Source organism: Streptosporangium becharense (assembly GCF_014204985.1).
Classification (GTDB): Bacteria; Actinomycetota; Actinomycetes; order Streptosporangiales; family Streptosporangiaceae; genus Streptosporangium; species Streptosporangium becharense.
Genome location: NZ_JACHMP010000001.1, coordinates 2,566,657 through 2,579,764 on the forward strand (window position 1 = coordinate 2,566,657; position 13,108 = coordinate 2,579,764).

Annotated in this window: 7 protein-coding genes; 6 read left to right on the forward strand and 1 reads right to left on the reverse strand. The window is 72.1% G+C overall.

Features of this window, described 5'->3' with window-relative positions; translation table 11 throughout:
* Positions 1 to 8 precede the first annotated feature (8 nt).
* From F4562_RS11010 to F4562_RS11020, 3 genes are read left to right on the forward strand one after another with little or no spacing between them, the layout of a single operon-like run.
* Entirely contained in the window at positions 9 to 2,117 is a 2,109-nt protein-coding gene (locus F4562_RS11010) for a flotillin family protein (protein ID WP_184538998.1), read from the forward strand.
* Entirely contained in the window at positions 2,114 to 7,441 is a 5,328-nt protein-coding gene (locus F4562_RS11015; RefSeq protein WP_184538996.1) for a DNA repair ATPase, read from the forward strand. The genes F4562_RS11010 and F4562_RS11015 overlap by 4 nt, the downstream gene beginning before the upstream one ends.
* Positions 7,438 to 8,268, forward strand: a complete 831-nt coding sequence (locus F4562_RS11020; RefSeq protein ID WP_184538994.1) for a phosphoribosylaminoimidazolesuccinocarboxamide synthase — start codon at positions 7,438 to 7,440, stop codon at positions 8,266 to 8,268. Before F4562_RS11015 ends, F4562_RS11020 begins: the two co-directional genes overlap by 4 nt.
* A gap of 128 nt (positions 8,269 to 8,396) precedes the next feature.
* Here F4562_RS11020 and F4562_RS11025 read toward each other — a convergent pair whose 3' ends face one another.
* Positions 8,397 to 9,200, reverse strand: a complete 804-nt coding sequence (locus tag F4562_RS11025) for a PP2C family protein-serine/threonine phosphatase (protein WP_184538991.1) — start codon at positions 9,198 to 9,200, stop codon at positions 8,397 to 8,399.
* Between the two features lie 84 nt (positions 9,201 to 9,284).
* Between F4562_RS11025 and F4562_RS11030 the strand changes: the two genes are divergently transcribed.
* The 3 genes from F4562_RS11030 (at position 9,285) to F4562_RS11040 (ending at position 13,059) form a co-directional block, all read left to right on the forward strand.
* Positions 9,285 to 11,183 (forward strand): N-6 DNA methylase, encoded by a 1,899-nt coding sequence (locus F4562_RS11030; protein WP_184538989.1) that lies wholly within the window; start codon positions 9,285 to 9,287, stop codon positions 11,181 to 11,183.
* A gap of 77 nt (positions 11,184 to 11,260) precedes the next feature.
* Positions 11,261 to 12,100, forward strand: coding sequence for a serine/threonine-protein kinase (locus tag F4562_RS11035; RefSeq protein WP_246473405.1), 840 nt, complete (start codon positions 11,261 to 11,263; stop codon positions 12,098 to 12,100).
* A 149-nt stretch (positions 12,101 to 12,249) separates the two neighbouring features.
* Positions 12,250 to 13,059 (forward strand): MBL fold metallo-hydrolase, encoded by an 810-nt coding sequence (locus F4562_RS11040; protein ID WP_375782455.1) that lies wholly within the window; start codon positions 12,250 to 12,252, stop codon positions 13,057 to 13,059.
* Positions 13,060 to 13,108 lie beyond the last annotated feature (49 nt).

A 13,108-nucleotide genomic window follows, 5' to 3' on the forward strand; every position in this document is an offset into this window, starting at 1 on the left:
GGGACCACATGGACGTCATCTCCACCGGCTTCGGCATATTTCTCGCCGTCGCCCTGCTCGTCGCCATCGGGCTGCTCTTCATGATCAGCCGCCTGTTCAACAAGGTCGAACAGGGCAAGGCCCTGATCATCTCGAAGGTGAACAAGGTAGACGTCACCTTCACCGGCGCGGTCGTGCTGCCCGTCTTCCACAAGGCGGAGCTCATGGACATCTCGGTGAAGACCATCGAGATCGAGCGGTCCGGCAACGAGGGCCTGATCTGCCGGGACAACATCCGGGCCGACATCCGCATCACCTTCTTCGTCCGGGTCAACAAGACCGTCGAGGACGTGGTGAAGGTCGCCCAGGCCATCGGCACCGCCCGGGCCAGCGACCAGGAGACGCTGCAGGAGCTGTTCAACGCCAAGTTCTCCGAGGCGCTCAAGACCGTCGGCAAGCAGCTCGACTTCGTCGACCTCTACACCCAGCGCGACCACTTCCGCGACCAGATCATCCAGGTGATCGGCACCGACCTGAACGGTTACAGCCTGGAGGACGCGGCGATCGACTTCCTGGAGCAGACCCCGCTCTCCAAGCTCGACCCGGCCAACATCCTCGACGCCCAGGGCATCCGTAAGATCACCGAGCTGACCGCGGCCGAGCACGTGCGGACCAACGAGTTCCAGCGGCGGGAGGAGAAGGAGATCACCCGCCAGAACGTGGACGCCCGCGAGGCCATCCTCGAACTGGAGCGCCGCCAGGTCGACGCGGAGACCAAGCAGAAGCGCGAGATCGAGACCATGCGTGCCCGCGAGGAGGCCGAGACCGCCAAGGTCCAGGCCGAGGAGCGGCTCAAGGCCCAGACCGCCGGCCTGCGCACCGACGAGCAGCTCGGCGTCCAGCGGGAGAACCAGGCCCGGGAGATCGCGGTGGCCGCGAAGAACCGTGAGCGGGTCATCGCCATCGAGAGTGAGCGCATCGAGAAGGACCGCCTGCTGGAGGTCATCGCCCGCGAGCGCGAGACCGAGCTGTCCCGCATCGCCAAGGACAAGGAACTGGAGGGCGAGAAGCGCTCCATCGCCGAGGTGGTCCGCGAACGGATCATGGTTGAGAAGACGGTCGCCGAGCAGGAGGAGAACATCAAGCGCCTGCGGGTCGTCGAGGAGGCCGAGCGGACCCGCCAGGCCGTGATCATCCAGGCCGAGGCCGAGGCGCAGGAGAGCCTGGTCAAGGACATCAAGGCGGCCGAGGCGGCCGAGGCGGCGTCCAAGCACAAGGCGCGCGAGGCGCTGGTGATGGCCGAGGCCCGGCAGCAGGCGGCCGAGCTCGACGCCCGAGCCAAGATCCGCCTGGCCGAGGGCGTCCAGGCCGAGGTGGCGGCGGCCGGCCTGGCCGAGGTGCAGGTGCGCGAGCGGGACGCCGCGGCGATCGAGAAGGTCGGCCGCGCCGAGGCCGCCGTGGAGCGGGAGAAGGCCCTGGCGGTCGCCGAGGGCGAGCAGGCCAAGGCCCACGCCGTGGCCACCGCGGTGCGTGAGAAGCTCAAGGCAGAGGCCGAGGGCGAGCAGGCCAAGGCGCTGGCCGCCGCGGCGGCGGTCGGCGAGAAGCTCAAGGCCGAGGCCGAGGGTCTCGCCGAGAAGGCGACGGCGATGGCCGCGCTGAGCGACGCGACCCGTGCCCACGAGGAGTACCGCCTGCGGTTGGAGGCGGAGAAGGAGATCCGCCTCGCCGGGGTGAACGCCCAGCTCAAGGTCGCCGAGTCGCAGGCGTCCGTGCTCTCCGCCGGCCTGTCCAAGGCCAACATCGACATCGTCGGCGGCGACAGCGTGTTCTTCGACCGGCTCATGAGCTCGATCACCATGGGCAAGGCCGTGGACGGTTTCGTCGCGCACTCCGACGTCGCCCAGGCGATGGCCGGGCCGTACCTGGACGGCTCCGCGAGCCTGCCCGCCGACCTGGCCCGTGTCCTCGGCTCGATCGACACCGCCGACGTGCGGAACCTCTCGTTGTCGGCGCTGCTGGTCAAGCTCATCCAGCAGGGCGGCCCGGACGCCGACAGGTTGCGCGACCTGCTGGGTGACGCCCGGGGCGCCGACGCCGTCGAGCCCCCCGTCGTCGTGCTCGACTCCGTCCAGCGGTGACCGCACCCGCGGCACAGGCCGTCACCGAGGCCACCGGCGGCGGGACCGGGCTGGACGCGGGCACCTACCAGGTGCTCCGCGCCAGGCTCGGCGAGCAGGCCGCCGAGCTGGCCGCGCGCGCCGACGCGCTCAACGCCGAACGCCTGGCGGTGTTCGGCGGCACCGAGCTCAGGCTGATCGGCACCGAGCGGATCCGCACCGAGAACAACTGCGTGCCCCGTGACATCGTGTCGATCGGCGGGCTCATGCTCTTCGGCTACAACGTGTTCATCGGGCTCAAGCCGGAGACGACCGTCGACGACGTCTTCTCCGTGCACACCTTCACCCGGGGCTCGGGCGACGGGGAGGACGGCTTCCGGTTCGACCCGGCGCCGATGTTCCGCGACCCGCGGTTCGAGCGGGACTTCGCCGAGCTCTACCGGTACTACCGGGAGACCCGGCTGACGCGGCTGCGCCGCGTGGAGGGCAAGCTGCTGGCCGTCTTCCGGACCGGCCCGCAGGACACGCGCGTGCTGCGCTGGCAGGTCGGGCTGGACGGCTCGCTCACCTACGTCGACGACCGGGGCGAGCGCGACCACACCTTCCCGCCCTCCCACGACTTCGAATGGACTCCGGCCACCCGGGACGACCACGTGCCCGGCCGGCACCCGCACGTCTCCATCGAGGGCGAGGTGTTCGTCGAGACCGTCGGCGGCGACCTCACCATCAAGATCGAGAACAACACCGAGACCGGGGAGGGCATCTACCGCGAGCCGGTCACCGAGCCGCTGCAGAGCCTCGCCGACGCGGAGATCCACCACGCCAGGATCGGCCCGCTGATCCTGCTGCGGGTGCGGCCGTACAAGGAGACCGAGTGGCGGCACCTGGTCTTCAACACCAGGACCAAGGCCGTGGTCCGCCTCGACGGCATCGGGCAGGCCTGCCAGCGCCTGCCCGAGGACCAGGGGATCATCTTCCCCGGCGGCTACTACCTGTCCACCGGCGTCGCCAAGACCTTCGACGCGGACGTGTCCGAGCTGGAGTTCGAGCGGGTCATCCGCTCGCCCAACGGTGAGGACGTGCTCTACGTCTTCCACGCCCACGCCGAGGGCCGGTCGCTGCTGCTGCCGTACAACGTGATCCGCAAGCAGGTGGCGACGCCGCTGTCCTGCCACGGGTACTCACTCTTCGACGACGGCACGATGGTGGTCTTCCGGGCCGTCTCCGACGAGCCGACCCGGGTGCACCCCATGCAGGTCTGGCAGACGCCGTACCACTCGGACGTCCACGCCGCCTCCCAGCCCACCGGGACCGGGCCGCTGGAGCGGATCGGCAACGCCGAGCTGGTCCGAGGCGTCTCCGACTGCCTGTCGGTGGCCCGGATGGCCGACGAGATGGCGCCGTCGGTCCCGGTCTTCGAGGCTCTGATCGCCTCCTGCGACCGCGCGGCCGACCGCTACCACTGGCTGGACGAGCACGGGCTGCGCGGCCCGCTGGCCGACGTACGGGCCACCGCCGAGCAGGTGCTGGAGGAGTTCGAGAAGGTCCAGGCGCTCACCCGGCAGGCGGCGGACGCCCTGGAGGCCGCCGCGGCGGACGTCACGGCCCTCGTGCGGCAGTCGCGAGCCCAGGCGCCGCGCTCCGCCCAGGGGTGGATCGAGCGGCTGTCGGAGCTGCGGCAGGCCCAGGGGCACCTGGTGACCCTGGGTGAGATGCGCCACATCGACACCGGCCGGATCGGCGAGCTCGACGCGGAGCTGACGGCCGAGATCGACGGCACCGCGCAGCGCGCGGTGGGCTTCCTGCAGGGTGAGGACGCCTTCGCCGGGTACCACGCGGAGGTCGGGCGGCTGGCCGGCGAGGCGGGCGCCATCGCGACCACGGCCGAGGCCGGGCCGGTCGGCGAGCGGCTGGACCGGCAGGCGCGGGGCCTGGAGGTGGTGGTCGAGGTGGTCGGCACGCTGGACATCGCCGACGCCACCGCGCGCACCGCCATCCTGGAACGGGTCGGTGAGGTGCTCGGCGGGGTCAACCGTGCCCGTGCCACGCTGGAGGCCCGCCGCAGGGAGCTGCTGGCGAGCGAGGGCCGGGCGAGCTTCGCCGCCGAGTTCGCGCTGCTGGGGCAGGCGATCACCGGCGCGCTGGCGATGTCCGACACCCCGGAGCGCTGCGAGGAGCAGCTGGGCCGCCTGATGCTCCAGCTGGAGAACATGGAGTCGCGCTTCGCCGAGTTCGACGACTTCCTGAGGCGGCTGGCCGTCAAACGGGAGGACGTCTACGAGGCGTTCTCCTCCCGCCGCCAGGCGCTGCTCGACCAGCGGGCCCGCCGGGCCGACCGGCTCGCCGAGTCCGCCGAGCGGATCCTGACCGGTGTACGGCGCCGGGTGACCACGCTGGGGTCCCTGGACGAGGTCAACACCTACTTCGGGTCCGACGCGATGGTGGTCAGGCTGCGCGGCGTGGCCGGGGAGCTGCGGGAGCTGGGCGACCAGGTCCGCGCCGAGGAGCTCGAAGGCCGGATCGCGGCGGCCCGCCAGGAGGCGGGCCGGGCCCTGCGCGACCGGCTCGACCTCTACACCGACGGCGGGGAGACCATCCGGCTCGGACGGCACCTGTTCGCCGTCAACACGCAGGCGCCCGACCTGACCCTCGTCCCCCACCGGGACGGGCCCGCCTTCGCGATCACCGGGACCGACTACCGCTCACCGGTGCGCGACCCGGACTTCGCCGGCACCCGGCGGTTCTGGGACCAGTTGCTGGTCTCGGAGTCGGCGGAGGTCTACCGGGGTGAGCACCTGGCCGCCTCGATCCTGGCCGAGGCCGAGTCCGGCACCCTCACCGTGGGCGGGAACCCGGTCTCCCTCGGCGAGCTGCACAAGGCGGCGGACGGCGACGGGCTCGTGGAGATCGTCCGCCGGGTGGCGGAGACCCGCTACGACGAGGGGTACGAGCGCGGCGTCCACGACCACGACGCGGCGACGATCCTCGGGGCCGTGCTGCGCCTGTACTCGGGTGCCGGGCTGCTCCGCTATCCGGCCGGGGCCAGGGCCGCCGCCCAGCTGTTCTGGGCCTTCGGCACCGACGAGGCCGCCCGCGTGGCATGGACCACCCGGGCGACGTCGCTCGCCCGTGCCCGGACCCTGTTCGGCAGGGTGAGCGCGGTGGAGGAGACCCGCGCCGCCCTCGGCGCGGCGATCGCCGCCTTCGCCCGCCGCCTGCGCGACGACGCGGCGGGCATAACGGGCACGACGACCGGGGAGGCCGGGAAGGTCACAGCGGCCACGGCGGCCGGAACGGCCACAGCCCGGCATGACCGTACCGGCGGCACCGGCGGTACGGACGGCGTGAACGACACCGGCGACGTGGACGGCACCGGTGTGTTCGAGCTGGCCGGAGAGTACCTGTTCGAGGAACTCGCGTCCCGGCCGTTCGGGTTCGTCACGAGCACCGGGGCCCGGTCGCTGCTGGAACGGTTCGACCGCGCGCTCGGCCCGGCGCGCGGGGAGTTCGACGACGACCTGCGGGCGCTCGGCGACGACCTCGCCCGGCGGTACCGGCTGGCCGAGGCGTGGCTCGGCGCCTTCGACGCCTCGGTCACCGGCTCCGGCCGGGTCGCCGACGCCGCCACCGGTCCCGGCCCGGCTTCCGGCTCCTCCCCCGGCTCCTCCCCCGGCTCCGGCCCGGTCTCCGGCGCCGCCACCGGTCCCGCCACGGTGGGAGATCCGGCGGGAGATCCGGCGCGGGGGACGGGATCACCCGAGCTGGCGGAGGCGGTGGCCGCGCTGCTGTGCGAGGTGCCCCGGCACGAGTCGCAGGCGTCCCTGATCACCACGGTCGAGGGCCTGCTCGGCACGCATCCGCGCGTCGCCGGACGCGTGCTGGAGCTGCGCCTGGACGAGTTCCTCGCCAGGACCCGGTGGTTCCGCGAGCACCGCGCCCCGGCGTACCGCGCCTACCAGCGACGGCGCAACGAGCTGATCGCGGCCGAGCGGGAACGCCTGCGGCTGGAGGAGTTCCGGCCGAAGGTGATGAACGCCTTCGTCCGCAACCAGCTGCTCGACGAGGTCTACCTGCCGCTGATCGGCGACAACCTGGCCAAGCAGCTCGGCGCGGCCGGCGACGCCCGGCGGACCGACCAGAACGGCTTGCTGCTGCTCATCTCCCCGCCGGGTTACGGCAAGACCACCCTCATGGAGTACGTGGCCAGCCGGCTCGGCCTGGTCTTCGTCAAGGTCAACGGCCCCGCGCTGGGCCATCTGGTCACCTCACTGGACCCGGCGGAGGCGCCCGACGCGACGGCCCGCCAGGAGGTCGAGAAGATCTCCTTCGCGCTGGAGATGGGCAACAACGTCCTGCTCTACCTGGACGACATCCAGCACACCTCCCCGGAGCTGCTGCAGAGGTTCATCTCGCTGTGCGACGGCCAGCGCCGGATGGAGGGCGTCTGGGAGGGCCGGTCGCGCACCTACGACCTGCGGGGCAAGCGCTTCGCGGTCTGCATGGCGGGCAACCCGTACACCGAGTCGGGCGGGCGTTTCCGCATCCCGGACATGCTCGCCAACCGCGCCGACGTGTGGAACCTCGGCGAGGTGCTGTCGGGCCGGGAGGAGCTGTTCGCGCTGAGCTACATCGACAACGCCCTGACCTCCAACCCGGTCCTGGCGCCGCTGTCCACCCGGGACCGCGACGACGTCCGGTTGCTGGTCAGGCTGGCGCGGGGCGACGCCGGGGTCCGGGCGGACCGTCTCTCCCACCCGTACTCACCGGTCGAGCTGGAGCAGATCCTCGCGGTGCTGCGCAAGCTGCTGCGGATCCAGCGGGTGGTGCTGGCCAACAACCAGGCGTACATCGCCTCGGCCGCCCAGTCGGACGCGTCGCGGACCGAGCCGCCGTTCCAGCTCCAGGGCTCCTACCGGAACATGAACAAGCTGGCCGCGCGCGTCGTCCCGGTGATGAACGACGCCGAGCTGGAGGCCGTGATCGACGATCACTACCTCGGCGAGGCCCAGACCCTCACCTCGGGGGCGGAGGCGAACCTGCTGAAGCTGGCCGAGCTGCGGGGGACCATGACCGCCGGGCAGGCGGAGCGGTGGGCGGAGGTGAAGGCGGGTTACCTGCGTGCGCGGGCCCTCGGCGGCTCCGGGGACGACCCGGTGAACCGCGCGGTCGGCGCGGTCGGTCTCCTGGCCGACCAGGTGAGCAGCGCCATCGAGCGGGCGGCCGACCGGCTGTCCCCCGGGCCTGCGAGGATGGTTGCCGACGTCGAATACGGTGAGCGGGTGCCGGTCGGCGACCGGCGGCCCTCCCGCGGCCACGAGACAGAGCGAGAGCAAGGACAGCAGTGAAGCTTCTTCATTCCGGGAAGGTCCGCGACGTGTACGAGGACGGGGATGACATCATCCTCGTCGCCTCCGACCGGGTGTCGGTGTACGACGTGATCCTGCCCACGCCCATCCCCGACAAGGGGAAGATCCTCACGCAGCTGTCGCTGTGGTGGTTCGAGCAGCTCGCGGACGTCGTGCCCAACCACGTGATCTCGGCCACCGACGTGCCCGCCGAGTTCCTGGGGCGTGCCGTCCGGTGCCGGAGGCTGAAGATGGTGCAGGTGGAGTGCATCGCGCGCGGCTACCTGACGGGAAGCGGGCTGAAGGAGTACGGCGCACACGGCTCGGTCTCGGGCGTGCCGCTCCCGCCGGGCCTGGTCGACGGCTCCAAGCTCCCCGAGCCGATCTTCACCCCGACCACCAAGGCGCCGCTCGGGCAGCACGACGAGGCCGTCACCTTCGACGAGGTGGTCGCCAGGGAGGGTGCCGAGACCGCCGAGGAGCTGCGGCGGATCACGCTGGAGGTCTACCGGCGGGGCTCGGAGCTGGCCGCGGAGCGGGGGGTCATCATCGCGGACACCAAGATCGAGCTGGGCTGGGCCGCCGACGGCACGCTGGTGCTCGGCGACGAGGTGCTGACCTCCGACTCCTCGCGCTTCTGGCCCGCCGACCGGTGGGAGCCGGGCCGGACGCAGTTCTCGTTCGACAAGCAGTACGTGCGCGACTGGGCGACCGGAACCGGCTGGGACAAGAAGGAGCCCGCTCCCGAGGTGCCCGCCGAGGTCGTGGAGGCCACGCGTGCGCGTTACGTCGAGGCGTACGAGCGCATCACCGGGAAGACCTGGTGAACGAGGCGCCTGCCGGAAGGACCCGGTGAGCCGGACGCCCGCAGTCGCGGGAGGGTCCGGTGCGCGGGCCCCGGTGGGCCGGGCGCCCGGAGTGCGGGAGGGCCGGTGCGGACGGCCCTCCCGGGGCGTCAGAGGGCGAGCCGCCGCTCGACCGCGGCCCCCACGATGATCGGGGCCGCGGGCCCGGCACCGGCCGGGGCCCCGAAGTCGGCCACGACACAGGTGATGTTGTCGGGACCGCCGCCCCGGTTGGCCAGGTCGATGAGGATGCGCGCGGCCTCGTCCGGGTCGGCGACCTCGGTGAGGGTGTTGAAGAGGGTCTCGGGCCCGACCACGGCCGTCAGCCCGTCGGAGCAGAGCAGGTAACGGTCTTCGGGATACGCCTCGCGCAGCGACAGGTCGAGCTCGCCGTCGCCGGTGCCTTCGAGGACCCGCAGCACCATCGACCGGCGCGGGTGCTCGGCGGCCTGCTCGGGGGTGATCCGCCCCTCGTCGACGAGCGACTGCACCAGGGTGTGGTCATGGGTGATCTGGTAGAGCGCGCCGTCGCGCAGCATGTAGGCCCGGGAGTCTCCGACGTGGGCCAGCGCGAAGGTGGCGCCGTCCCACAGCATGGCGGTCAGTGTGGTGCCCATGCCACGGAGCGTCGGGTCCTGCTCGCTCATCTCGCGCAGCGTGTGGTTGACGTCCCGTGCCACGTCCTTGAGCGCCGCGAGCAGGTCGACACCGTCGGCGGGGAGCGACTCGTCCAGCGCCGCCACGGCGGTGACGGCAAGTGAGCTGGCGACCTCCCCAGCCGCATGACCACCCATTCCGTCGGCGATGGCCAGCAGACGCGCGCTCGCGTAGCCCGAATCCTCGTTCGCCTCCCGGCGGACGCCTACGTCAGAGCGGGCCGCGTAGCGCAGTGCCAGTGGTTGGTTCAGTGCCATGAGGGCAGTAAATCACTGGTTGAAGCACTTCACAAGCAAAGTCGTTGTAGACCGTTGCGGCACAGTCAACTACTGTGGCCCAATATGGAGGAGCGCCAGGAGATCACCGTGAACGCGGGCGACATCGCCCGGCTCGCCGGGGTCGGCAGGGCAGCGGTGAGCAACTGGCGCCGTCGTCACGAAGACTTCCCCCAGCCCGTGGGCGGCACCGCCTCCAGCCCGCTGTTCTCCCTGCCCGAAGTCGCCGTGTGGTTGCGCGCGAACGGCAAGTCGTTCGAGGTCTCGCTGGGAGACCTGGTCTGGCAGCGGATGCGCACGTCGGCTGACGATCTGCGGCTGGGCGAGCTGGTGGGCAAGGCCGGCGCTTTCCTGCTCTTCCTGCACCGTGAACCGGCGGCCTGGCGTGATCATGGTATGGGGTCTCTCGCCCGGATGGAAGCGGTCACCGCGGATCTGCCCGGATCGATCGACCTCCGCCTGGACGACCAGGCCCTCCTCCGGCTGCTCACCGAACTGGCCGCCGAGCGCGGGCCGCTGGACGCCTTCGAGTTCCTCTTCGAGCGTTACGTCGAGGCCCACTCCCGCCAACTCTCCGTCACCCGGGACGACGTGGCCGCGCTCATGATCCGGCTGGTGGCCCCGGACAAGGGGGCCGTCCTCGACCCGGCGTGCGGTGTCGGAACGCTCCTGCTGCACGCGGACACCCCGCTCGGCCAGGAGATCAGCGAGACGAGTGCGCTGCTCACCGCGGTCCGCGTGCTGCTGCGCGGAGCCCAGGCGCGCATCGTCGCCGGAGACTCGCTCCGCGAGGACGGCCTGGCCGGGGAACTCGCCGACGCCGTGGTCTGTGACCCGCCGTTCAACGAACGCGCCTGGGGGTACGAGGAACTGGCCGGCGACCCCCGTTGGGAGTACGGCCTGCCGCCGCGCGGGGAGCCGGAGCTCGCCTGGGTGCAGCACTGCCTGGCCCACGTGCGGCCGGGCGGCCTGGTGGCGATCCTGATGCCCACCGCCGCGGCCGGCCGGCGTCCGGGCAAGCGGATCCGGAGCAACCTGCTGCGGGCCGGGGCACTGCGGGCGGTGGTGACGCTGGCGCCCGGCGGCCCGGACCTGTGGGTGCTCCGCCGCCCGGACGGCGCGCGTCCGCCGTCCCGGCTCCTGGTGATCGACGCCGCCGAGGACCTGTCGGTCGTGGAGCCCGCCTGGCGGGCGTACGCCTCCGATCCCGAGGCGGAGCCGTCCGGCGAGAGCCGCACCGTGCGGATCATCGACCTGCTCGACGACGAGGTCGACCTGACCCCGGCGCGGCACCGTCCCCAGCAGGGCTCACTGGACTTCCTCCGCGAGTTCACCGACGCGCTGGCCAGGTTCAAGGAGACCTCGGCCACGCTGTCGGACGCCACCCCCGCCCTGGAGCTCCTCACCGAGCGGAACGACCTGCCGACCACCACGGTCGGTGAGCTGGCCAAGGCGGGGCTGATCACGATCCTTCAGGCGCCGGCCAGGATGTCCGCCGACGAGGGTCCGCTGCCGGTGCTGACCGCCGACGACACCGCGATGGGCTCCTCCCCGTCCGGCCGCACCGTCCTCGACCCCGCACTGGTCATGATCATGCCCGGTGACGTCGTGGCGAGCGCGCTGGGAACGGTCCGGCTGATCACTCAGAGCGGCGCGGCGCTCGGCCCGCACCTCACGCTCTACCGGGTCGACCCGCAACGGCTCGACTCCGGGTTCCTGGCCGGGTTCCTGCGTTCGGCCGACGCGACGCGGGTGCACCCCGGTTCCAGCCGCCTGGACGTCCGGCGGGCCCGGGTGCCGATGCTCCCGCTGTCCGACCAGCGCAGGTACGGCACGGCGTTCCGTGAGCTGTTCGAGCTGGAAGACCGGCTGCGTGACACGAGGGCTCTGGGGGAAACACTGATCCGGCTAGGCTTTGACGGACTGGTCGACGGCCATCTCCGGCCGTGCGACCAAGGGGTGTGACACCCGCACGTCCAGGGAGGGTCGATGGTCATCGGCGACCGGTATGTGCTCGACGACCTCCCCCTGGGCCAGGGGGCATGGGCGCCGTCTACGCCGGTCACGACAAGCATCTCGACCGCCGGGTGGCGGTCAAGTTCCTGAAGCTCCTCACCGGCCCCGACGAGGAGCAGAAGCGGCGCTTCCTGCGCGAGGCCCGCATCCTGGCGAAGCTGGAGCATCCCGGCGCCCCGGTCCTGTACGACTTCGGCACCTTCGACCAGCGGCTGTTCCAGGTGATGCAGTTCATCGAGGGCGTCACCGTGGCCGACGTGGTCAGCGAGCACGGGCCGCTGCCGGTGCCGTGGGCCGCGGCGATCGCCGCCCAGGCGTGCGCGGTGCTGGCGGCGGCGCACACCCTGTCGATCTACCACCGCGACCTGAAACCGACCAACCTCATGCTCTGCCCGGACGGGAGCGTCAAGGTGCTCGACTTCGGCCTCGCCGTGCTCCGCGAGGCCGACACCACCCAGTTCACCCGGGTCGGCCAGCTCCTCGGCACCCCCTCGTACATGGCGCCGGAGCAGATCCAGCGCGGCCTGTCCGGTCCGCGCAGCGACCTCTACGCCCTCGGTTGCGTGATCCACGAGATGCTGACGGGCCGCCAGCTGTTCAGCGGCCCCACCGAGTACGCCGTCTTCGAGCGCCAGGTCAAGGAACGCCCGCCCGAGGTGCCCGGGGTCCCGGCCGAGCTGAACCGCCTGATCGGCGACCTGCTGGAGAAGGACCCGGACAACCGTCCCGCCGCCGCCGAGGTCCTGTACGAGCGTCTGCAGCCCTTCGTGGTGGACCTGCCGGTGCTCCCGGGGTTCCTGCACCCGGCCTCGGTGCCGAGCCCGGGCCGCATGTACGCCCGCGTCTTCGGCCGCGTGCTGGCCTGATGCCGGTGGCATCGGCCCGGCACCCGTGACACCGGCCGTGTCCCCGGGCGGCACCCGCGACACCGGTGCCGCCCCCGGCCCGGCCGCCGGGCGGGCCGGTGCCGCGGGTCCCGGCCCGCCGGCGGAGGTGCTCGTGGAGAATGCGGGGTGTGGAAGACGGGCGATGGATCGAGGTGGCCGACCGCGTGCTGGTGCGGCGGTACGCCGAACTGGACCTGTCGGTGGGGCTGGTCCTGGGTGACGGCGGGTGCCTGGTCGTCGACACGCGCGGGGACGAACGGCAGGGGGCCGAGCTGGCGGAGCAGGTTCGCCGTGTCACCAGCGACCCCTGGACGGTGGTGATCACCCACTCGCATTTCGACCACAGCTTCGGCACCCGGGCGTTCCTGGAGTGTCCCGTCTGGGCACACGAGGACTGCCGCGCCGACCTCGCCGCCAACGGCGAGCGGATGAGGCAGGAGTGGATGCTGCACTACCGCCGCGAGGGACGCCCCGACATCGCGGCCGACATCGCCGCCACCGGGATCGCACCGCCCGGCCGTCTGGTGACGGACCGGGCGGAGCTGACCGTCGGCGGACGGCCCGTGACCCTGGCCCACCTCGGTCGCGGCCACTCCGCCAACGACCTGGTCGTCCACCTGCCCGACTCCGGCGTGCTCTTCGCCGGTGACCTGGTGGAGAACGGCGCCCCGCCGGCCTACGAGGACGCCTACCCGCTGGAGTGGCCCACGACGGTCACCGGCCTGCTGGGGTACCCGTGCGACGTCGTGGTGCCCGGCCACGGCGACCCGGTGGACCGCGCCTTCGTGACCGCCCAGCACGCCGAGATCACCGCGGTGGCCCATCTCTGCGCGGAGGTCGCCGCCAGGCGTACGACCCCGGACGAGGCCGTACGCCTGTCCCCCTACCCCGAGGAGACCACCAGGACCGCCCTCGGCCGTCCCGTCACCACCGGTTGACCCCGCCGGGACCCCTCACCCGGCAGGCCCCCGGCAGTTCTCCCGTCCG